Annotated in this window: 23 protein-coding genes; 22 read left to right on the forward strand and 1 reads right to left on the reverse strand. The window is 54.6% G+C overall.

The window, feature by feature from the left end; genetic code table 11:
* Nucleotides 1-223: 223 nt before the first annotated feature.
* The 7 genes from BUA65_RS10825 to BUA65_RS10855 all read left to right on the forward strand — a co-directional run bounded on the left by BUA65_RS10825 (nucleotide 224) and on the right by BUA65_RS10855 (nucleotide 6584).
* Complete coding sequence (locus tag BUA65_RS10825; protein WP_013823015.1) at nucleotides 224-442, forward strand: DUF2273 domain-containing protein; 219 nt, start codon at nucleotides 224-226, stop codon at nucleotides 440-442.
* A gap of 27 nt (nucleotides 443-469) precedes the next feature.
* Nucleotides 470-964, forward strand: a complete 495-nt coding sequence (nusB, locus tag BUA65_RS10830) for a transcription antitermination factor NusB (RefSeq protein ID WP_072869620.1) — start codon at nucleotides 470-472, stop codon at nucleotides 962-964.
* Nucleotides 965-1104: 140 nt separating this feature from the next.
* Complete coding sequence (locus tag BUA65_RS10835; protein ID WP_072869621.1) at nucleotides 1105-1956, forward strand: sulfide/dihydroorotate dehydrogenase-like FAD/NAD-binding protein; 852 nt, start codon at nucleotides 1105-1107, stop codon at nucleotides 1954-1956.
* A complete protein-coding gene (gene gltA, locus BUA65_RS10840; RefSeq protein ID WP_072869622.1) occupies nucleotides 1956-3365 on the forward strand; it encodes an NADPH-dependent glutamate synthase in 1410 nt (469 codons plus the stop codon). Before BUA65_RS10835 ends, gltA begins: the two co-directional genes overlap by 1 nt.
* Nucleotides 3366-3742: 377 nt before the next feature.
* Entirely contained in the window at nucleotides 3743-4951 is a 1209-nt protein-coding gene (gene xseA / locus BUA65_RS10845) for an exodeoxyribonuclease VII large subunit (RefSeq protein ID WP_072869623.1), read from the forward strand.
* Between the two features lie 135 nt (nucleotides 4952-5086).
* A complete protein-coding gene (locus BUA65_RS10850) occupies nucleotides 5087-5938 on the forward strand; it encodes a bifunctional 5,10-methylenetetrahydrofolate dehydrogenase/5,10-methenyltetrahydrofolate cyclohydrolase (RefSeq protein WP_072869624.1) in 852 nt (283 codons plus the stop codon).
* Nucleotides 5939-5951: 13 nt separating this feature from the next.
* Nucleotides 5952-6584, forward strand: coding sequence for a cyclodeaminase/cyclohydrolase family protein (locus tag BUA65_RS10855; protein WP_072869625.1), 633 nt, complete (start codon nucleotides 5952-5954; stop codon nucleotides 6582-6584).
* 68 nt (nucleotides 6585-6652) lie between these two features.
* Here BUA65_RS10855 and BUA65_RS19010 read toward each other — a convergent pair whose 3' ends face one another.
* The gene (locus BUA65_RS19010) at nucleotides 6653-6787 is read right to left on the reverse strand and encodes a hypothetical protein (protein ID WP_278246277.1); all 135 of its coding nucleotides are present in this window, start codon (nucleotides 6785-6787) and stop codon (nucleotides 6653-6655) included.
* 122 nt (nucleotides 6788-6909) lie between these two features.
* Here BUA65_RS19010 and mnmL point away from each other — a divergent pair, with 122 nt between their 5' ends.
* The 15 genes from mnmL to BUA65_RS10930 all read left to right on the forward strand — a co-directional run bounded on the left by mnmL (nucleotide 6910) and on the right by BUA65_RS10930 (nucleotide 22167).
* Entirely contained in the window at nucleotides 6910-7884 is a 975-nt protein-coding gene (gene mnmL / locus BUA65_RS10860) for a tRNA modification radical SAM protein MnmL/YtqA (protein ID WP_072869627.1), read from the forward strand.
* A 2-nt stretch (nucleotides 7885-7886) separates the two neighbouring features.
* Nucleotides 7887-8144, forward strand: coding sequence for an exodeoxyribonuclease VII small subunit (gene xseB, locus BUA65_RS10865; RefSeq protein ID WP_072869629.1), 258 nt, complete (start codon nucleotides 7887-7889; stop codon nucleotides 8142-8144).
* Nucleotides 8145-8149: 5 nt separating this feature from the next.
* Complete coding sequence (locus BUA65_RS10870; protein ID WP_072869630.1) at nucleotides 8150-9040, forward strand: polyprenyl synthetase family protein; 891 nt, start codon at nucleotides 8150-8152, stop codon at nucleotides 9038-9040.
* A 799-nt stretch (nucleotides 9041-9839) separates the two neighbouring features.
* Nucleotides 9840-10427, forward strand: coding sequence for a hypothetical protein (locus BUA65_RS10875; protein WP_072869632.1), 588 nt, complete (start codon nucleotides 9840-9842; stop codon nucleotides 10425-10427).
* A 26-nt stretch (nucleotides 10428-10453) separates the two neighbouring features.
* On the forward strand, nucleotides 10454-12373 hold the full coding sequence (dxs, locus tag BUA65_RS10880; RefSeq protein ID WP_072869633.1) for a 1-deoxy-D-xylulose-5-phosphate synthase: 1920 nt from the start codon (nucleotides 10454-10456) through the stop codon (nucleotides 12371-12373).
* A complete protein-coding gene (locus BUA65_RS10885; RefSeq protein ID WP_072869635.1) occupies nucleotides 12370-13191 on the forward strand; it encodes a TlyA family RNA methyltransferase in 822 nt (273 codons plus the stop codon). Before dxs ends, BUA65_RS10885 begins: the two co-directional genes overlap by 4 nt.
* A gap of 38 nt (nucleotides 13192-13229) precedes the next feature.
* A complete protein-coding gene (locus BUA65_RS10890) occupies nucleotides 13230-14099 on the forward strand; it encodes an NAD(+)/NADH kinase (protein ID WP_072869636.1) in 870 nt (289 codons plus the stop codon).
* The gene (gene mnmM / locus BUA65_RS10895) at nucleotides 14089-14667 is read left to right on the forward strand and encodes a tRNA 5-(aminomethyl)-2-thiouridylate-methyltransferase MnmM (protein WP_072869638.1); all 579 of its coding nucleotides are present in this window, start codon (nucleotides 14089-14091) and stop codon (nucleotides 14665-14667) included. Before BUA65_RS10890 ends, mnmM begins: the two co-directional genes overlap by 11 nt.
* Nucleotides 14664-15119, forward strand: coding sequence for an arginine repressor (argR, locus tag BUA65_RS10900; protein WP_072869640.1), 456 nt, complete (start codon nucleotides 14664-14666; stop codon nucleotides 15117-15119). Before mnmM ends, argR begins: the two co-directional genes overlap by 4 nt.
* Nucleotides 15120-15123: 4 nt before the next feature.
* Nucleotides 15124-16815 carry a DNA repair protein RecN gene (gene recN, locus BUA65_RS10905; RefSeq protein WP_072869641.1) on the forward strand — a complete coding sequence of 564 codons (1692 nt, stop codon included), beginning with the start codon at nucleotides 15124-15126 and terminating at the stop codon, nucleotides 16813-16815.
* Nucleotides 16816-17207: 392 nt separating this feature from the next.
* Nucleotides 17208-18404 (forward strand): SpoIVB peptidase, encoded by a 1197-nt coding sequence (gene spoIVB / locus BUA65_RS10910; protein ID WP_242656310.1) that lies wholly within the window; start codon nucleotides 17208-17210, stop codon nucleotides 18402-18404.
* A gap of 183 nt (nucleotides 18405-18587) precedes the next feature.
* Entirely contained in the window at nucleotides 18588-19352 is a 765-nt protein-coding gene (spo0A, locus tag BUA65_RS10915; protein WP_072869645.1) for a sporulation transcription factor Spo0A, read from the forward strand.
* A 117-nt stretch (nucleotides 19353-19469) separates the two neighbouring features.
* Nucleotides 19470-20591: a putative cytokinetic ring protein SteA gene (steA, locus tag BUA65_RS10920; RefSeq protein ID WP_072869646.1), complete on the forward strand. Its 1122-nt coding sequence runs from the start codon at nucleotides 19470-19472 to the stop codon at nucleotides 20589-20591.
* Between the two features lie 9 nt (nucleotides 20592-20600).
* Nucleotides 20601-21530 (forward strand): copper transporter, encoded by a 930-nt coding sequence (locus tag BUA65_RS10925; RefSeq protein WP_114281490.1) that lies wholly within the window; start codon nucleotides 20601-20603, stop codon nucleotides 21528-21530.
* Nucleotides 21487-22167: a glycosyltransferase family 2 protein gene (locus BUA65_RS10930; RefSeq protein WP_072869649.1), complete on the forward strand. Its 681-nt coding sequence runs from the start codon at nucleotides 21487-21489 to the stop codon at nucleotides 22165-22167. Before BUA65_RS10925 ends, BUA65_RS10930 begins: the two co-directional genes overlap by 44 nt.

A 22167-nucleotide genomic window follows, 5' to 3' on the forward strand; every position in this document is an offset into this window, starting at 1 on the left:
CTCGGCTCTCGAGGACGCAAGATTAGCTAACCAAAAGAAATGTTTGAAACACATTAGTTAAGAGCTTACAACGAAGCACAATTAGTCACGGGCAATCCGCAGAGAGCCAGAGTCGGCCCGAAGCGAGCCGCGGTGCTGTCGGCGCGGAGCACTGGAGTGAGCGGGGACAGCGCCGCATCCAACCGGGTTCACTGAATATTTACAAATGGGGTGTCTTCAACCGATGGATGCATATACCCTTGCGGAATTATGGAAGCGGCACCGGGGTAAGATTACCGGAGTCATTTTGGGTCTGGCCTTTGGCTGGTTTGCCATTATCTATGGCATTATTAAGGCGCTGTTTGTGACTGCATGTGTTTTCGCCGGGTATTACGTCGGCAAACGTTTGGATGAGCGGGTGGACTTCAAAGAGCTATTTTCCCGGCTGTTCCAGGAAAGATGAATATTTCCTAAATCAGGAGGTCAGTTTATGGGCAGAAGGCAGGCCAGGGAAGCAGCACTGCAAGTTCTCTACCAGGTAGATGTAGCACGGGTTGATCCCGAAGAAGCCTTGAATCACTTACGGGAAATGGCTTCCCAAAACCCCGGGGACTTTGATGAAAGTGATCGAGTAAACGAAAAAGATGTGAAAATAGCTTACCTAAGCCCTAAGGACATGCTTTTTGCCCGTGAACTTGTTGCTGGCACCCTGACCCATCTAAAAGCCTTTGATCAGGTCATTGCCCGTTTAAGCCGGGACTGGCCGCTATACCGTATGGCTGCAGTGGACCGGAATATTATGCGTATGGCGCTTTATGAAATTTTCCACCGGGAGGACATCCCCAACAGCGTGGCGGTAAATGAGGCGGTGGAACTGGCCAAAACCTTTGGAGGACCGGATTCCAGTCGTTTTATTAATGGTATTCTCGGCCGGGTGGTAAAGGAACCGGCATCCTATTATCTACCGGAAGGGGAGAGCGGGTAAGTCTCCCTTTCTTTTTGTAAGTTCCGTTCATAAGTTATGTGGGGGCAGCAGGAATTTGCCGCCATAGCGAGAATAATAAGATAATTGTTTCATAACGTTTTATATTTATAGAATATGCTAAGGGAGGGGGAGGCTTATTAATGTTCAAAATTTTGGAGAAGCAGGTTTTTTCGCCCATCATCAAGCAAATGGTTATTGAAGCACCCAGGGTAGCCAGGAAATGTCAGCCTGGTCAGTTTGTTATTTTGCGCATTCACGAAGAAGGTGAGCGTATTCCACTGACCATTGCGGACTTTGACCGGGAAAAGGGTACCATTACCATCGTCTTTCAGGAGGTCGGCAAAACCACCAAACAACTGGGAACACTGGAAGCGGGAGATTACATCAAGGACTTTGTCGGACCGCTGGGAACCCCTTCCCACATTGAAAACTTCGGCACAGTCATATGCGTCGGTGGCGGTGTAGGGATAGCTCCGGTGTTCCCCATTGCCCGGGCTTTGAAAGAGGCCGGCAATCACGTGATCAGCATCATCGGTGCCCGGACTAGGGATCTCCTCTTCTGGGAGGACCGTATGCGGGAAGTTTCCAGCGAGCTTTTTGTGACTACCGATGACGGTTCCTATGTGCGCAAGGGCTTTGTTACCGATGTCTTGAAAGAAATTATTGACGCACGGGGCAAGGACAACATCAACCTGGTGCTGGCCATCGGTCCCCAGCCCATGATGCGGGCCTGTTGCAATGTCACCAAAGATTACGGCATCAAAACCATTGTCAGCCTGAACGCGCTGATGGTGGACGGTACGGGGATGTGTGGTTGTTGCCGGGTGACCGTGGGCGGCCAGACCAGGTTTGTTTGTGTGGATGGTCCTGAATTCGACGGTCACCAGGTGGATTTTGCTGAACTGGCCCGTCGTTCGGCCACCTTCCGGGCAGAAGAACAGCGGGCACTAGAGCGTCATACATGCCAGTGCGGATGTGGAGGTGGCAAATAATGGCCGAGAAGAAGGAAATAATTCCCAAAAAACATCCGATGCCTGCCCAGGAACCCGTTGAGCGGATCCGGAATTTCAACGAAGTAGCCCTGGGTTATGACGAAGAAACTGCGGTGGCGGAAGCCAAGCGCTGCCTGCAGTGTAAAAAGGAGCCCTGCCGGCAGGGTTGTCCGGTGGAGGTAGATATCCCCGCGTTTATCAAGCTGGTAGCCGAGCGGGATTTTGCGGGCGCCATTAAAAAGATCAAGGAGAAAAACGCCCTTCCTGCTGTTTGCGGCCGGGTTTGCCCGCAGGAAAACCAGTGTGAGAAATACTGCACCCTGGGCAAGAAACACGAGCCCGTGGGTATCGGGCGCCTGGAACGTTTCTGTGCCGACTGGGAGCTGGCCCGGGGTGTGCTGCCCCAGGAAGTGGCCCCGCCCACCGGTTTCAAAGTGGCGGTGGTGGGTTCCGGCCCGGCGGGTCTTACCTGTGCTGCCGACCTGGCCAAATTGGGTCACAAGGTCACCGTTTTCGAAGCCCTGCATGTAGCCGGCGGTGTGCTCATGTACGGCATTCCCGAATTCCGCCTGCCCAAGCGGGTGGTGCAGGCAGAGATAGAAAACCTGAAAAAGCTGGGGGTAGAAATTGTCACCAATGCGGTGGTAGGCAAGTTTGCCACCGTGGATGAGTTGATGGAAGAAGAGGGTTTTGACGCCGTATTTATCGGTACCGGAGCCGGTCTGCCGTATTTTATGAATATTCCCGGGGAGAATTCCTGCGGCGTTTATTCCGCCAACGAATTTCTCACCAGGACCAATCTGATGAAGGCCTACCTCTTCCCCGAGTGGGATACCCCCATCAAGGTGGGCAGGAAAGTGGCCGTAATTGGCGGCGGCAATGTGGCCATGGACGCGGCCCGGACTGCCTTACGGTTGGGGGCGGAGGAGTCCTGGATTGTTTACCGGCGCTCCGAAAAGGAACTGCCTGCCCGCCACGAGGAAGTGGAACACGCCAAAGAAGAAGGAATCAAGTTCGCCTTTTTAACCAATCCCGTGCGCATTCTGGCAGATGAAAACGGATGGGTGAAGGGCATGGAGTGCCTGCGATATGAGCTGGGTGAGCCCGATGAATCCGGCCGGCGGCGGCCGGTGCCCATTCCCGGTTCCGAGTTTGTCATGGATGTGGACACGGTGGTAGTGGCAATCGGCCAGGCTCCCAACCCGCTGGTACCCAGGACCACCAGGGGCCTGGAGCTGGGCCGGAAAGGCAATATTGTGGCTGATCCGCAAACCGGGGCCACTTCCAAGCCCGGTGTTTTTGCCGGCGGCGACGTGGTAACCGGAGCGGCTACGGTTATCCTGGCCATGGGTGCCGGGCGCATTGCAGCCCGTTCCATCCATGATTATTTGCTCCATAAGAGAGCTTAACTTTAACGCTCGGGAAAACAGTCTGGACCAGGATGCGGCGCGCGTTTAGTGCGGAGTAAGCGGCTGAAAGTATCCCCATTTTTTTAAGCCCCTGTTTTGGCTCGGTAGCGAGCGACTTGGACACAGCGCTAGTTTGGTCCGCCCAGCACTCACAGCAACCGGGTTTTCTAATAGTAACTGCCAACCATATGCGGCTTTAGTCCCTGCGCAGGGTACCTGGTTCCGGTGAGTGCTGGGTGAGTGTTGGGTCACCGGAGCGAGCGGGAGCCAAAACAGGGAGTTGGAAAGTGGGGATAACTCAGAGTAAGCGGGGTGAGCGCCGCATCCCCCGGTTTTTTCGGCACCTTAAATGAAAATCATTGTGGAGCCTGGATTTAATGCTCAAGTTGCTTACCGTAAGTGAACTTACCGGCCATATCAAGAACCTCCTTGATAACGACCCGCTTTTGCTGAACCTCTGGGTAAAAGGTGAGATTTCCAACTGTAAACAGGCGGCCAGCGGCCACCTTTACTTTACCCTGAAGGATGAGTTTTGTTCCATTAAGGCGGTAATGTTTCGTTCCCGGGGGCGCCGCCTCCTTTTTCAGCCGGAAGACGGGATGGCCGTGCGTGTGCGGGGCTATGTATCGGTTTACCCCCGGGACGGTACATACCAGCTGTATGTGGAAGAGATGGAGCCCGAGGGCACGGGTGCTCTTTATCTGGCCTTTGAACAGCTGAAGCAAAAACTGGAAAAAGAGGGCCTGTTTGCTCGAGAGCATAAAAAAAAGCTACCCCTTTTACCGCGCCGCATTGGCATCGTTACTTCGCCTACAGGAGCGGTACTGCGGGATATGGTCAAAATTATCAGACGGCGCTGGCCGGGCCTGCAAATCATTTTTGTGCCCGTGCCGGTGCAGGGGGAAAGTGCTCCCCGGGAGGTGGCCCGCGCTCTGCACTGGCTGAACCGCCTGAGGGCCTGCGACGTGATTATTGTAGGCCGCGGGGGAGGGTCACTGGAAGAATTGTGGGCTTTCAACACCGAGCTGGTGGCCCGGAGCATTTTTGCTTCCGGTATCCCGGTGATATCTGCAGTTGGCCATGAGACGGATTTTACCATTGCCGACTGGGTTGCGGATGTGCGAGCTCCCACCCCTTCAGCAGCGGCGGAAATGGTGGTCCCGGTTCGGGAGGAAATGGCCCGCTACCTGGGGCTTTTGGAAGGGCGCCTGTTACGGGCCATGCGGGAAAAACTGCAAACCTATCGCTCAAGGCTGGATGCCTGCCGTCAGAGCAGGGTATTCCGTTACCCGGTGGATGTTCTCTGTGGCTTCCGGGGGCAAATGGTGGACGATCTGTTCCGCCGGTTAAACCGGGCCATGGAGCAATACCGTCTGCACCAGCAAAGCCGCCTGGCCTTGCTGTCCGGACAGCTGCAGGCCCTGAGTCCCCTGGCCACCCTTGCCCGGGGGTACAGCATTTGTACCCGGGCGGATACAGGTGAGGTGGTGCGGCGGGCCGGGGAGGTCGCGCCTGGAGAGAGAGTACAGGTGAAGTTATATCACGGCCGTCTTTCCTGCCAGGTGGAGGAATCAATTACCGAGTAAGTAAATGTTCAGTAAAACCGCATTGTTAACTACAAGGGCACGGCGTTATCCGGAGCATATGAGTAAGCGGGACATCCTGCCTTAGGCGGGTTGACTAAACATTTACCAGAGCAAATGTAAAGGGGGAGGATAAACATGGCAGCGACACTTATTGATGGGAAAAAGGTGGCGGCGGAAATCCGGGAAGAGGTTAAGGCTGAAGTGGCCCAGTTAAGGGAACGGGGCATTATCCCCAAGCTGGCCGTGGTCCTGGCCGGTGACGATCCGGCCTCCGTGGTCTATGCCCGGTCCAAGGAAAAGTCCTGTGCCAATGTGGGCATCGAGTTTGAGCTTTTCACCTTGCCCGGCAACGCGCCCGAGGAAGAAGTGCTGGCGCTCATCGACCGCTTAAACAAGGACGACAGCGTACACGGGATTATGATTGAGTTGCCTCTGCCCAAACACATGAGCAAACAGCGGGTGCTGGAAGCTGTGTCGCCGAAAAAGGATGTGGATGGCGTCCACCCCATCAACCGGGGTTACATTTTAAGCGGCGGGGACGGCCTGTTCCCGGCTACACCCCAGAGCTGCATTGAAATTATGCTGCGTACCGGTATTGAAATTAAGGGTAAAAATGCCGTCATTGTTGGCCGGGGCGAGACGGTTGGTAAACCCCTCATCTTCATGATGCTCAACCAGAATGCTACCGTTACCGTGTGCCATACCAAGACCGCCGATCTGGCTTACCATACCCGCCAGGCCGATATTCTCATTGCCGCTGTCGGCAAGCCGAAAATGATCAAAGCCGATATGATCAAACCCGGTGCCGTGGTGGTGGATGCGGGTATCAACCAGGTGGAAAACGGCATTTGCGGTGACGTGGACTTTGAAAACGCCAAGGAGGTTGCCGGGGCCATTACCCCTGTACCTGGCGGTGTGGGCAGCCTGACTACCGTGCTGATTCAAAAGAACGTGCTGAAGGCCATCAAGCTGCAGGGGAAAATTTAAGGAGGTGCCTTTGATGAGTGAGATTTTCGATTTCCCCTTTCGCAAGATACTGGCGGTAGCTGCTTCCGATGCCCCGACTCCCGGCGGGGGCAGCGTTTCCGCCATGGTGGGCGCTTTAGGGGTGGCCATGACGGCCATGGTGGGCAACCTCACCGTGGGCAAGCCCAAGTTTGCGGACGTGGAACCCCAGGTCAAGGAGATTACCGGCGCTGCTTACTTTATTATAAACAAATTGGAAAAACTGGTGGCAGCTGATATCGCAGCCTTCGGTAAGTTCATGGAAGTTTACCGGATGCCCAAAAACACCGAGGAAGAGAAGGCTAAGCGGGACGAGCTGATGCAAAAGGCCCTGAAAACGGCCACTGACACACCTATGGAAGTGGCTCGCACCCTCCTGGAGGCCCTAGAGATAACGGAACGGCTGGCTAAGATTGGCAACAAAATGGCCATCAGCGATGCGGGCGTGGCCGCTTATGTCTGTGAAGCGGCCATCAAAGCCGTCCTTTTGAGTGCCGACATCAATATCCCCATGATCAAAGACGAAGACTATGTCAAGGGCATTCTGGCGGAAAAGGAAAGGATCGTTTCCGAGGTCAAACGGTTGAAAGATGCAGCTGTAGCCGTGGTTCAGGAAAGAATGAAGTAAAAAAATCTTCCGATTTGCATTTTGACGGGCGGGTCCGCCGGCAACAGGCGGGCCCGCCGGCTGTTTAGCTAAAAAAACGTTACCTCGTTTAGCTTGATCCAACCCAGCAGGTCCAGCAGATCCGCCAGTTGATCAAATAGTTGCTTTTGTTCTTCCAGGGAAAGTTCTTCGATTGCCCGTACCAGTTCCTCTATCCGGGACATATTTTCACCCCCTGATTCATACGATAAGCAATGCTTGTTTCCTTTGTCAAATCACCTACAAACGCACAGGTCTTTGCGCTGCCGGACGTTTATGGTAAGATAAGGGCCAGGAGGTAAAAGCCATGTCCGCAAGCCAGCCCCGCTACCGGGTCTATTCGGAATTTCTGAAAGAAAAATTCGGGGGCAAAGTATACAAGCTGCCCATCAACCTCCCCGGCACCTGTCCCAACCGGGACGGTACTATCAGTACCGGCGGTTGCATTTTCTGCGATGAAGAGGGGGCGGGTTTTGAGTGCTTGCCCAGCAACCTCTCGGTGGAGGAACAGCTGGCTAAGAACCGGGGGTTTTTCCGCAAACGCTACAAGGCGGATAAATTCATCGCCTACTTTCAGGCTTTTACCAATACATACCTGCCATTTGAGCGCTTCCGGGAATATGTCCTGGCCGCTACCGGCGGTGAAGATATGGTGGGCATTTCCATCTCTACCCGCCCGGACTGCATCAACGATCGTTACCTGGATTTCCTGGCGGAAGTGGGCCGGAAAAAAAATCTGGTTATGGATATTGAATTAGGACTGCAAACGGTCAATTACCATTCCCTGTTGCGGGTAAACCGCGGGCATACCCTGGCCGAGTTTATCGATGCGGTGCAGCGCATCAAAAAGCGGGAGCTGGACATATGTGTGCACCTGATCCTGAATTTACCCTGGGATGATCTGGTTGATGTAATCGAAAACGCCAAGATTATCTCCGTCCTGCAGGTGCAGTATGTAAAGCTCCACTCCCTCTACGTCGTCCGGGATACTGTCCTGGGAGAAATGTACCAGCGGGGAGAGTTTGCCATCATCCCCATGGAAGAATACGTGGACCGGGTGGTCACCTTTTTGGAATACCTGCACCCGGACATCGTCGTCCAGCGCCTGGTTGGCCGCGGCCCCTATGACCGGGTGCTTTTCTCCAACTGGGGAGTGAGCTGGTGGCAGGTAAAGCAAAGGATTGAAGCCAGGCTGGAAGAATTGAACACCTACCAGGGGCGACTCTGCGACTATTTAAACGGCCCGGCATTGCGGAAGAGATTTTTAAAAGGCGAGGTATAACCATGAAAAAACTAACCTTTGAAGAAGCGCTGGCCAGATTGGAAGCAGTGGTACGGGAACTGGAAGAAGGACAATTGCCTTTAGAAAAATCCCTGGCCCTTTTCGGGGAGGGAATTACCCTCACCCGTTTCTGCCATCAGGAACTGGAAAAGGCCGAGGAACGCATTTCCATACTCACCGCCAATGAAAAGGGAGAACCGGTATTAAAAGATTCCGACCCCTGTCTGGTCGATCTGTTCAACCCGGAGAGGAAGGAGTAAGCAAGTTGGACTTTTTGACCGAACTGAAAGCCAGGGCAGCTCTGGTGGACCGGGCACTGGATGAGCTTTTACCATCAGAAGATACTTATCCGCCTGTGATTCACCAGGCCATACGGTACAGCCTTTTTGCCGGGGGGAAACGGCTGCGGCCCGTCCTGGCCCTGGCAGCAGCCGAAACGGTAGGAGGCGACCCTGCAAGGGTGTTGCCCGCGGCCTGTGCCCTGGAATTGATCCATACCTATTCTTTGATCCATGACGATCTGCCTGCCATGGATAACGATGATTTCCGGCGGGGAAAGCCGACCTGTCACCGGGTTTATGGTGAAGCGGTAGCCATCCTGGCGGGGGACGCCCTGCTAACTCATGCCTTTGCTCTTCTGGCCAAAAATGCCCAAAACCAGCTGGCACCGGCTGAACGGGTGGTGCATGTTATTGAGGAGGTGGCGGAGGCTGCCGGCACCCTGGGGCTCATTGGCGGGCAGGTGGTGGATACCCTGGCTGCGGACACCGCAGTAGATGCCGCTACCCTGGAATATATCCACCGCCACAAAACCGGGGCGCTGTACCGGGTGGCCGTGCGGGCAGGGGCCATTTTAGCCGGGGCAGGGGAAGATCAGCTTGAGGCTTTGACTGTTTACGCCGAGAACCTGGGTCTGGCTTTTCAAATACAGGACGACATCCTGGATGTGGAAGGTGACCCGGCCAGGCTGGGCAAACCCGTGGGCAGCGACGAAAGAAATAAAAAGGCTACTTATCCGGCTCTTTTCGGATTGGATGTGGCCAGGGCAAAGGCCGGGGAAGCGGTCGCGGCAGCCCTGGCCGCCCTGGAGCCTTTTGATGAGCGTGCCGATTTTTTGCGGGAACTGGTCCGGTTTGTAATTACGCGGGATTTTTAGAGCTTTAAGGAGATTTAGCGCGTGGCATTGACCCTGAAGGGTTTGTATATCAACGCCGAGCTACTGCCAACCGGGGGTCATCTTCAAGGTTAGCAGCACCATTTGCTTTTATTTCTGAGCTTATGTTATAATGCACTTCTAGAACCAGAAAGCGGGATAAGTGACGCAGTATCCTAGTCAGGTATGCCTTTTTTGAAGACGGGCCTAAAAATCCGTCGCGGGCACATCGATGAAGTTCCTGGTGCTGGCTGCTGACGCCCAGTCGGGGGCTGGTACTGGGAGTTAAGGAGTGAGGGCGAGCCGCAAAGGCATGCGGGCGTGGACCCTGACTCCGCGGAGACCCAAGTGCGTGGGAAAGCGTAAAAGCCGTACTATGGCTTGGGGTGTGAACCTGCACGTGGTGAAAGCTGCGTGCAGTGTAGCCTGCCTTGAGTGGTAGCGGTGGATGTCGTTGGCAGCCGGTACCTTATATCCCGGTGGGCCCAGGGGAAGGTAGCGGTGGACTGAAACCGTTACTGCAAAAGAGGCTAGAAAAAGGCCATCCTGTCGAGGAAAACTCCTAGGCTGTCCGGTAACACCGGGGCAGTGCGGGGATTGCAGTGTGGACTAAGTGGTAATCCAGCCCCGGGACCGGCAACGTCCCGGAGGCAGCCCGAAGGGGAAACCGCCGGCCTGGCGACAGCCGGTGGCTGCCTGGGAAAACCTGCTGGACCTTAAGCCACAATATTTACCCGTGCTGCTGTCACTTATCCCCGTGATACATAACTCTCTTTTCCCCTACCGTATGAGGTGACTGTATTTGGGAAACAATAAATCTACAGTTTCAGGCCGGTACGTGCTTATGGTGGGTACGGCCTCTTTTTTACTGGCCATAATATTTTTTTGGTTTTCAGAATTACTGGCCGGTAAGGTGAAAAGTCTTTTTTTATCTTTTCTTTTTTTAGTTATAATTATACTGATCGGTATTCTGGCCGATATCGTGGGTACGGCGGTGGCGGCTGCTGAAGAGTCCCCTTTCCATGCCAAAGCGGCCAAGCGGGTGCGCGGGGCAAGGGAGGGGGTATATCTGGTCAGGAACGCCGACCGGGTGGCCAACATCTGTAACGATGTTATCGGGGATATTGCCGGAACAGTAAGTGGTGCCCTGGGAATTGCCCTGGTTTTACAAATCTTACTTTACTGGAAGGGTATCAACCAGGCTTTGTTGAATATGACGGTAACCGCTCTCATTGCCGCTTTTACCGTGGGCGGCAAGGCGGCCGGTAAGCGCATAGCCATTTCCCGGGCCAACGAGGTAATTTTTCTGGTGGGAAAGTTACTGGCTGCCTTTGAACAGCTGACGGGGATAAGTGTGATCAGGAAAAAATACCGTCGGGCAGGCAAATAACACCAGGTACGTCAGGAAGGGGAAAAATGGGAGAGTTGCTTTCAACAATTAATTCTCCGGCGGATCTACGCTCTCTGGATATGACCGCTTTACAGCAGCTTGCTTCCGAAATCCGGCAGGAGATTATCGAAACAGTGGCCAAAAACGGCGGCCACCTGGCCCCCAATCTGGGGGTGGTGGAACTTACCCTGGCTTTACACCGGGTTTTTCAAACCCCCCGGGATAAAATTGTCTGGGACGTAGGCCATCAGTCCTATGTGCATAAGCTGGTTACCGGCCGCCGCCTGGTTTTTCATACGCTGCGCCAGTTTGGGGGTATCAGCGGTTTTCCCAGACCCCAGGAGAGCGAACATGATGCCTTCGGCACCGGGCACAGCAGCACCTCCATTTCTGCAGCTTTAGGTTTGGCCCTGGCCCGGGACCTTAAGGGCGACAATTACTCCGTGGTAGCGGTGATCGGGGACGGGGCGATGACCGGGGGTATGGCCTTTGAGGCTTTAAACCATGCCGGCCACCATAAGACCAGTTTAATCGTTGTTTTAAATGACAACGAGATGTCCATTGCCCCCAATGTGGGAGGGCTTGCCCAATACTTGAGCCGCCTCCGCACCGATCCCATGTATTCCAAAGGCAAGGAAGAGCTGGAACAGCTTTTAAAGCGCATTCCAGCCATTGGTCCCCGGGTGGTTAAAGCGGTGGAGCGGTTTAAGGACTCCCTGAAATATCTGGTAGTACCCGGCATGTTTTTCGAGGAACTCGGCTTCATCTACCTGGGACCAATTGACGGACACAATATCCAGGCCATGATCAGTGTCTTCCAGCAGGCCAAAGCCACCAGAGGACCCGTACTGGTACACGTGCTCACCCGCAAGGGGCGGGGTTACCCGCCGGCGGAGGAGAATGCCGATAAATTTCACGGGGTTGGTCCGTTTGAAGTTAAAACGGGCCAGGTAATTAAAAAGCCGGGGCAGCCCCCCTCTTATACCGAGGTATTTGGGCGTACCCTGGTGGAACTGGGACGCCGGGACAAGCGCATTGTGGCCATTACCGCGGCCATGCCTTCCGGTACCGGTTTGGATCATTTTGCCGCTGCCTTTCCCGAACGGTTCTATGATGTTGGTATTGCCGAACAACACGCCGTTACCCTGGGCGCAGGCCTGGCGGCGGGCGGATTGAGGCCCGTGGTGGCCATTTATTCTACCTTTTTGCAGAGGGCCTACGACCAGGTGCTCCACGATGTCTGCCTGCAAAACCTGCCCGTAACCTTTGCCCTTGACCGGGCGGGTCTGGTTGGGGAAGACGGAGCCACCCATCACGGCGTGTTTGATTTTGCTTACTTGAGATCAATTCCCAACCTGGTGCTCATGGCTCCCGGGGACGAAAACGAGCTTCGCCGGATGTTGAAAACGGCGCTGGAATACCCGGGACCGGCGGTTTTGCGCTACCCCCGGAGCACCGGTACGGGATGCCCCGTGGACGAGGAAATCCTCCCCCTGTCGGTTGGAAAGGCCCGGGTGCTCCGGGAAGGAGACGACATAACCCTGTTAGCCGTGGGCACCATGGTTTCCCTGGCCGGGGAGGCAGCTTCCCTTTTGGAACAGCAGGGTATCCATGCCACGGTGATCAACGCCCGGTTCGTCAAGCCGCTGGACGAGGAATGTATTACCCGTTATGCCCTGCGCACCCGGCGGGTGGTTACCATTGAAGAGCACGTCCTGCAGGGAGGATTCGGCAGTGCCGTGCTGGAACTGCTCGGCGACAGGGGATTGCGTAACGTCCAGGTGATCCGCCTGGGAATTCCTGACGAGTTCATCCAGCACGGCAGCCGTGCTGTTTTGCTGGCCCGCTGCGGTCTGACCGTGGAAGTGCTGGTTAATACCGTACTAAAGGCCCTGGGCACACACAGGGCAAAAACAAAGGTGAAAATCGGAGTGCAATGGTCATGACTATTGCCAGGCAGCGCCTGGATTTGTTGCTGGTGGAACGGGGACTTTTTGCCAGCAGGGAAAAAGCCAGGGCAGCCGTAATGGCCGGACAGGTACGGGTTGACGGCCAACCGGTGGATAAACCCGGCCGGATGGTGGATCCCCGGAGCCGGATTGAGGTTACCGCTCAGATGCCTTATGTCAGCCGGGGCGGTTTAAAACTGGAAAAAGCCATTCACAGCTTTCGGCTCGATTTTACCGGCCGGGTAGTTCTGGACGTGGGGGCATCCCACGGCGGGTTTACCGATTGTGCCCTGCAGCATGGTGCCCGCCTGGTTATTGCCGTGGATGTGGGATACGGCCAGATGGCCTGGAAGCTCCGGGAAGACCCCAGGGTAGTACTCCTGGAGCGTACCAACATCCGCTACCTTGGGCCGCAAGACCTGCCATGCCTGGCTGATATAGCGGTGGTAGATGTTTCTTTTATTTCCCTGGAGAGGGTGCTACCCAAACTGCAGGAACTGACTACCGGCGATGCCCTGGGTGTAGCGCTTATTAAACCCCAATTTGAGGCCGGCCGAGAAAAGGTGGGGAAAAAGGGAGTGGTAAGGGACCCGACGGTACACCGGGAAGTCATCACCACCGTTTGCCGGGTCATAAAAAATCTGGGGTGGGGTGTACGGGGTCTGGATTTTTCGCCCATTAAAGGGCCGGAGGGCAATATCGAATTTCTGGTTTGTTTCGACCGGAGTGTCCCCGACCAGGTAGATCTTTCTTCCACTATCCCGGCGGTAGTGGCCCGGGCCCACGCGGAACTTGACGCCGGTAACAGGGGTTAGCTTGCCCACCGGCGGTTTTGGCTAAAAGGAGTGACCCGATGAAAACCATCGGTCTGGTGGTTAACCTGGGTAAACAAAAGGTAGCCCCCCTGGTGGAACAAATTATTGACTGGCTGACTGTACGGAGGTGCCGGGTGGTAATGGCCCTTGACACGGCCACCGCGCTGGGCCGTCCCGAACTGGGTCTCCCCCGGGAACAGCTTGTTGAGGAAGCAGAAATCGTGCTGGTGCTGGGCGGAGACGGTACCCTGTTGCGCTGCGCAAGGGAAACCGCTCCGCGGGGTACACCGCTTCTGGGAATCAATTTTGGCCATCTCGGTTTTTTAACTGAAATTGATGTTCCGGAACTCTGGTCCGGTTTGGAAAAACTTTTAGCCGGCCGGTACACTGTCGAGGAGCGGATGATGCTGGAAGCCAGGGTTATCCGGGAAGGGCTTACACTTGAGCGGGTTATTGGTTTAAATGATGCGGTTATTACCAAAGGAGCCTTTGCAAGGCTTATTTTTCTGGAAACATATGTTAATGATGATTTTGTTACTACCTATCCCGCTGACGGCCTGATCGTAGCCACCCCTACTGGTTCCACGGCCTATTCCCTTTCTGCCGGCGGTCCCCTGGTTACCCCGGAGCTGGACCTGATGGTGGTTACACCCATTTGTCCCCATTCCCTCTGGGCACGGCCACTGGTCATCAACGCTGCCAGCCGGGTGCGGGTGGTTGTTCGCTCAAAACAGGGGGAAGTCATGTTAACGGTTGATGGCCAGCAGGGCTGCAAATTAGAATTCAATGATACGGTGCTCATCCAGCAAGCGGGCCACCGTGCCCGGTTGATCCGCCTGAAAAACCGCAGCTTTTTCTATCTCCTGCGCCAGAAGCTAAGTGAGGGTGAGCGTTTGAATGGTTGCTAGAAGTGCCAGTGCAGTCCAGTGGGCGCAAAGCTTTATTGCCCCGGTGCTGGTGCCCGGCTGCCTGGCGGTGGACGCCACCGCGGGTAACGGCCTGGATACCCTGTTCTTAGCCCGGGGTGTGGGGCCCCAGGGGAAGGTTTTTGCCTTTGATATTCAGATCCAGGCCCTGGAAAAAACCAGGGCGCAGCTGGCCGGCGCCGGTTTGCTGGACCGGGTGATCCTGCTGGCCGCAGACCACCGGGAAATGGCCGCCCATGTTCCGGGTGCCGTGAAGGCAGTTATGTTTAACCTGGGCTACTTGCCCGGCGGTGACCACGGGATTATCACCCGGCCCGAATCCACCCTGGAAGCGCTTAAAGCTGCCCTGTCCCTTTTAGCTTCCGGGGGTCGCATTTCCCTGGTGGTTTACACGGGACATCCGGGCGCCACGGAGGAGCTGAGGGTCGTGGAGGAGTTCACCCGGGGCCTTTCTTCCCGTCAATATACGGTGGTAAGGTTATCCTTCTGGAATCGCTCTTCCAGGGCGCCGGTAGTCATTCTAGTGGAAAAGGCGGGTGCTGAAGCGTGAAGGCCCGGCGGCAAAGGCTAATCCTTGAGATTATCCGCCAGCAGGTTATCGAGACGCAGGAAGAACTGGCGGAGGCTCTGCGGGCTGCCGGGTTTCCCGTTACCCAGGCCACCGTGTCCCGGGATATCCGGGAACTGGGATTGGTCAAGGTTCCCGGTGAGGGCAATATTTTTCGCTATGCCGCTCCCGGTGAAACGCCCCCCTTAAGACGGGATGAGCGGTTGAAAAGGCTTTTGCGCAGTTCGGTACAGTTCATGGATTTTAGCGAAAACCTGGTGGTGGTTAAGACACTGCCGGGCGAGGCCCAGGGTGTGGCTTCGGCCATTGACCAGGCGTCCTGGCCGGAAGTTATCGGCACCGTGGCCGGGGACGATACCATTTTGGTTATAGTTAAACCGAAAAAACTGGTTACTACAGTTTTGCAACGCTTAAATGAGCTGGCCAGGGGGTGAGCAATTGCTGGTTTCACTGGATATTCAGGATTTCGGCCTTATTGACCGGCAGACCATTGAATTTACTTCCGGATTAAACGTACTCACCGGCGAAACGGGTGCGGGAAAATCCATAGTTGTAGAGGCCCTGCAGGTGGCCCTGGGCGGCAGGGCGTGGGCGGAATTTATCCGCACGGGCAAGGAAAGGGCCAGGGTCACGGCCGTTTTTGAGATTCATCCGTTAGCTATTCTTCAGGAAAAGCTAAAGGCGTGGGGAATACCCCTGGAAGAGGACGGGGTGCTGGTCATGGCCCGGGAACTGGTCCGGAGCGGGCGCAACATTTGCCGGTTAAACGGGCAGGTGGTTGCCCTAAGCGTCTACCGGGAAGCGGGCCAGCATCTGGTGGATATTCACGGCCAGCACGAAAGCCAGTCGCTCTTTAATCCCGATCTCCACAGGGATCTCCTGGATCGTTTTGGAGGGTTGTGGCCCTTGCGGCAGGAGATAGCCGAAATCTATCACCGGTGGCGTGATCTTACATCTCAACTGGAGGAACTCCGCCGCAGCACCAGGGACAGGCTACACCGCCTGGATATGCTTACATACCAGGTTCAGGAGATTGATGGTGCCCGCCTTTTGCCGGGAGAAGAGGAAGCACTTACCCAGGAGCGCAACCGCCTGGCCAATGCCGAAAAGATTGCGGCCCTGGCCGGCCGGTGTTATCAAGCCCTGCATGGGGGAGAGGAAGGTATCCCGTCGGTAATGGATCTCCTGGGCCAGGCCTGCCGTGACCTGGAAGAGCTTTCACGGCTTGATCCGGAGCTTTTGTCCCTGGCCTCAACTCTGGAAAACGTTTTATACCAGGTCGAGGATGTGGCGCGGGAGCTGGCCCGTTACCGGGACGGAGTGGAATTTAACCCCGGCCGCCTGCAGGAAGTGGAGGAGAGACTTTCCCGTATTCGCGACCTCAAGCGCAAGTATGGTGATAGTGTGGAAGAAATCCTGCGTTACCGTGAAGAGGCGGCGGCCGAGCTGGAAAAGCTGGCTTTTAGCGAGGAAAATGCGGCCGCGCTGGAGGAAGAGATCAAACTCTGGGCAGAGCGCTGGCAGCAAAAGGCACTGGACCTGTCCCGGGCCCGCCGGGAACATGCCCGGAAGCTGGAAGAGGCGGTGGCCCGGGAACTGGCGGATCTGGAAATGGGTAAGGTGGAATTCCAGGTTCTCTTTGAAGACCTGGCCGGAGCTTCCGCCGCCGGGCGGGAGCGGGTGGAGTTTCTGATCTCTCCCAACCCGGGGGAACCCCTGCGCCCCCTGGCCAAAATTGCTTCCGGGGGTGAGCTGTCCCGGGTGATGCTGGCCATGCGCGCCATCCTGGCTACAGTGGATGAGTTGCCTACCCTGGTTTTTGACGAAGTAGATGCAGGCATTGGTGGGAGGACCCTGGTGGCCGTGGCCGAAAAGCTGGCCGATATTGCCGGCCATCGCCAGGTGATCTGCGTTACCCACGCGCCCCAGATAGCCAGTTTAGCCCGCACCCACTTCAGCATTTCCAAAGAAGTCCAGGCCGGTCAAACCACCACCCGGGTGAGAAGGCTTGATGAGGAAGGCCGCCTGGCGGAGCTGGCCCGCATGCTCGGCGGACGGGAGGCAGACGGCCTGGCCAGGGATCATGCCCGTCACCTGCTGGAACAGGCCAGGGAAATTATAGAAAAATAAGACACCTATGACGCTTTCAACGTCACCAAGAGAGGATGTAAATTCCTGCCGTTTTGCACGTAAGCGAGCGACATTGAGCCGAGCAGATGCCAAACTTATTTTTTAATTTCTAAAAGCCCAATAATGGGCCTTTTTCTTTTTTAAACGCAAATAAGCCAATAGCGGCACATTTAGTCAGAATAATTGATATTACCTCGGGCTATCTTAAAAATGCACACCCTTATTTTAAATTTTAGTGCCTTATCTGGATACCAGTATGTAGATGGAGGTGAGACAAAAAATTAACGGGGAGGCGATAAATTCTGAGCAGAAAAAGATTTTTTTTCATCACAGCAATATTCACCCTGGTACTTGGTCTTTTATGCGCAAACATAACCTTAAGAAACTTATTTATGTCTGTGGGGCCAAACGTGGCCATGGGTGACCCCCTTATACCCCGGGGATTACCCGTAAAACTTTTTAAAGTAAAAATTTTGTCCGGACAGCCAAAGACCAGGTGGACCTCCGGGCAGGGTGTCGTTCCCGTAGCCGGCGTCCCCGGACGGATAGATATGCAAATAAAATTTCTGGGTCTTATTCCTCTGAACCGTATGGTGATCAATGTGGTTCCAACCGTGCGGGTTATCCCGGGAGGGCATTCCATCGGCGTTCTGCTCCACGCTCAGGGAGTAATGGTGGTCGGCCACGCGGTGGTGACGGACCTGAAAGGACAACGGCACAATCCCGCCCTGCAGGCAGGAATTTTAAACGGTGATGTTATCCTGAAAGTAAACGGGTGCCGGGTACAGAGTGAACAGCAGGTACGCAGCGAAATCAGCCGGTGCGGTGAAGCGGGTCGCCCGGTCACCCTGGAAATCAAACGGGGGCAACGTGTCTTTACCACCCGGGTTAAACCAATCTTTTGTGCCGAAACAAGACGTTACCGTATTGGTCTTTACGTACGGGATAGTGCCGGCGGTGTCGGTACCCTGACTTTTTATGAACCGCGAAGTAAAAAATATGGTGCCCTCGGGCACGTGATTACTGATGTTGAAACGAACCGCAAAATTGAGCTTGGTGACGGTCAAATTGTGGAGGCAATGGTGCAGGGAATCCGCCCGGGCCGCCGGGGCCAACCGGGGGAAAAGATAGGCCTTTTCAACGGCAGCGGGTTGACCGGTAATATTGAAAAAAATACATCCTATGGAATTTTTGGTTGCTTGCGGCAGCCCCTGGCCAATCCTTTATATCCCCAGCCTGTCCCCGTAGCTCTGGTCTACCAGGTGAAAAAGGGTCCGGCCGAGATGCTCACGGTTCTGCGTGGCAATCGTATTGGACGTTTTTCCGTGGAAATATTGCAGGTGATGCCCCAAAACCGGTGGGAGGGAAAGGGCATGGTGATTAAAGTGAACGATCCCGTACTATTGCGACAAACCGGTGGTATCATCCAGGGAATGAGCGGCAGCCCGATTATACAGGACGGAAAGATTGTCGGCGCCGTGACGCATGTATTTGTCAACGATCCTACCCGGGGTTATGGCGTACTCGCCGAGTGGATGCTCTGGGAGGCAAATTTAATGCCTGTTCCGAAGGAGAAAAAAGCTGCATAAATACAGGATTTTCGACTAAGACCTAAATTTTATCCCTAAGTAGCGCATTTCATGTCATATATTAACAGAAATAGTAAATAAATTATTTCCTCCGTACAGAAGGAGATTTTTTTTGTGCGTCGAAATTGGCTATAAATACCATTAGAGAGAAAATATAATAAAATATTCAGGAGGCGGGATTTAATGGTGAAAGAGACCGTTAAGGTGCTAATTGCTGATGATAATCGAGAGTTTTGCGAATTACTCAGGGAATTTATCAACCAACAAGAGGACTTTGCATTAACAGGTATTGCATATAATGGATTAGAGGCCCTGGAACAGATTAAACAGCAAAAACCGGATGTTGTAGTGCTCGATATCATCATGCCTCACTTAGATGGTATTGGCGTACTTGAGAAGTTGGGAAGCGTTTCGCCGCGTCCCAAGGTAATTATGCTTACGGCCTTTGGCCAGGAAAGCGTTACCCAGCGGGCAGTTGAACTGGGAGCTGATTACTATATACTGAAACCCTTTGACTTTGGCGTGCTGGCCACGCGCATCCGGCAGCTTGCCGATGGAGTAAATGTATCACAATACATTTCCCCCGCCAAAACCAAAAACCTGGATGTGGCGGTGACAAACATCATTCACGAAATGGGTGTCCCGGCCCATATCAAAGGCTATCACTATTTGCGGGATGCTATTCTGGCGGTAATTAACGAAGTCAACTTGCTGGGGGCAGTAACCAAAGAACTTTACCCCATGATTGCCCAGAAATATCAAACCACGCCCAGCCGGGTGGAAAGGGCCATCCGTCATGCCATCGAGCTGGCGTGGGACAGGGGTAATGTGGAAATGATGACGAAATTTTTTGGCTATACTATAAATCTGCAAAGAGGCAAGCCAACCAATTCCGAATTTATAGCCATGGTGGCGGACAAGCTAAGATTGGAGGCGAAGGTGAGTTAAAACTAAATCCCAGAACCTGACCGGCGGTCAGGTTTTTTTACGAAACATGACCGTTTCTTGACTGGCCGCTACAAAAACTGTAAAATGTTAGAGAAATATTAAGGCGGTGAGATTGGCATGCACGTTAAGGGTATTGCCCGGGTGGACAAGCGAACCAAACACCTGGTCAAACGTCTGGCGGCTCACGAGATTGCCATTATCAACCATCCCGAGCTAGATGACGTCGCCGCCCGGTCCCTGGTGGAGGCGCGGGTACGGGCGGTAATCAACGCCGCTTCCTCCTTGAGCGACCGGTATCCCAACCACGGCCCCCTGACCCTGGTTCAGGCGGGGATAGTTCTGGTGGATAATGCCGGGGAAGAAATTATGGATCTGGTGGCTGAAGGACAAGAAGTGGATATAATAGACGGCCAGATTTTCTGTCAGGGCCGCCAGGTGGCCACCGGTCATATTCTCACTGCCGAAGAAATCAAACAAAAAATGGCCCTGGCCCAGCAGAATATGGGAACCGTTATTTCCCGTTTTGTGGAAAACACCCTGGAGCATGCCCGGCACGAAATGAGCCTAATCAAGGGTGAGTACCAGCGACCGCCTTTGCGCACATCCTTTAAAGGCAGGCATGTGCTCATTGTGGTACGGGGACACAACTACAAGGAGGATCTAAGTGCCATCAAATCCTACATTGACGAAATGCGTCCGGTACTGGTGGGCGTGGATGGCGGTGCCGATGCCCTGATTGAATTTGGTTACCAGCCCGACATCATAGTTGGAGATATGGACAGTGTTTCGGATAAGACCTTGCGGTCGGGGGCGGAGCTGGTGGTCCACGCTTATCCCGATGGCAGGGCTCCCGGGTTGCAACGGATTCAGCAACTGGGGTTAAAGGCAGCGGTTTTTGCCGCCCCCGGCACCAGTGAAGATATAGCCATGCTTTTGGCTTATGACGACGGAGCGGAGTTAATTGTAGCCGTGGGTACCCATTTTTGTGTGGAGGACTTTTTAGAAAAGGGGCGGCAGGGCATGGGGAGCACTTTTTTGGTGCGGTTGAAGGTGGGCTCGGTTTTAGTTGATGCCAAAGGAGTTAGCAAGCTCTACCGCAATCGCATTAAAGCGAGGTACCTGGCCCAAATTGTTCTTGCCGCCCTCTTGCCCGCCGGTGTGGTGGTAGTTGTTTCCCCTGCCACCAGGGAATTGTTACGCCTGCTGTACATACATTTCCGGTTGCTGCTGGGGATTTAGGCTGGTGGTATGATGATTATTAACTTGCGTTATCACATTGCTTCCCTGGTGGCGGTTTTTCTTGCCCTGGGACTCGGTATACTGGTGGGCAGCACCATGCTCGGGAATGATGCCCTGACCAAACAGCAAAAACAGCTGGCGGACAAACTCATGCTGCAGATGGAGCAACTCCGGGAGAAGAACGAAGCGGTGGAGGCCCGGGCCAATGCTCTGGAAATGGATAACCAGAGGCAAAAACAGTTTGAAAAACAGGTGCTGCCGGTTTTGGTCCGTGATCGTTTGGCCGGGTACCGGTTGGCTATCATTGAAACCAATAGTTATGGGTTCCCCGATGATCTTATTGCCGCCTTACGGTTGGCCGGGGCGGAAGTACAATCTATCACCACGGTAATGAATGGTTTTTACATAAACGGTAAAAAGGAGATACTGGAAAAGCAGCTGGGATGGAACAACCTGACTAACGAACAATTAACCGCTCGTCTGGCCGGGGAAATTGCCCGGGGGCTGGTTAAAGGCAAGAGCAAGGTTTTGGATGTCCTGGAGAAAGAAAACCTGATTAAAATTACGGGGAATTACGGGATGCCCCTGGACGGCGTGATTATCATCGGCGGCAGTCAGGACCGGGATATGGTCAGGGTTCAGGCCCTGGATTTGCCCCTGATTGACACGCTTTTACAGTATAAAATATCCGTCTTCGGCGTGGAGGAAACCAATGTTCTTTACTCCTACATGCCTGATTACCAGAAGAAGCGCATTACTACTGTTGATAATATCGACACCATTCCCGGTCAGGTGGCCTTGGTAATTGCTCTCACCGGTAAGCCGGGACACTACGGGGTCAAGCCTACTGCCCAGAAGCTGCTCCCCGAGCTGGACGAAGGGGGGAAACCCGCAGATGGTAAAAGAACCAGCAGTATCGGTACTGGTTCCCGCCTATAACGAGGCAAGCCGCATTAAGGATACCGTGCAGGCCGTTCTATCTATCCCCGAGGTGGCCGAGGTAGTGGTTGTTGATGACGGTTCCACCGATGCTACGGCTGAAGTAGCCCGGGCCAGTGGCGCCCGGGTAATTCGTCTTCCGCGTAACAGAGGCAAGGGAGAGGCTTTGAACCGGGGTGCGGCCCTTTGCACCCGTGATGTTGTTCTGCTCATTGATGCCGATCTGGGTACCAGTGCCGTGGAGGCCAGACGCCTGCTTTTACCGGTTCTGAAAGATCAAGCCGATATGACCGTAGCCCGCTTTCCTGCAGCCAGACACAAAGGAGGATTTGGCCTGGTGAAGGGGCTGGCCAGAACCGGGATCCGGTGGTATACCGGCCTGGTAATGGAATCACCCTTGTCCGGGCAGCGGGCCATGACCCGGGAAGTGCTGCAGCATTTGCTGCCTTTTGCCTCCGGCTTTGGAGTAGAGGTGGGCATGACGATTAAAGCGGCCCGCTTGGGCTTCCGGGTGCAGGAAGTTCCCGTGGTCATGACCCACAGGGAGACCGGGCGGGATTTGAAGGGGTTTTTACACCGGGGAAAGCAATTCTGGCACGTAGCCCGGGTTCTCTGGCAGGCCAGAAATTCGCTATAA

The organism is Desulfofundulus thermosubterraneus DSM 16057, from assembly GCF_900142025.1.
Lineage (GTDB): Bacteria > Bacillota > Desulfotomaculia > Desulfotomaculales > Desulfovirgulaceae > Desulfofundulus > Desulfofundulus thermosubterraneus.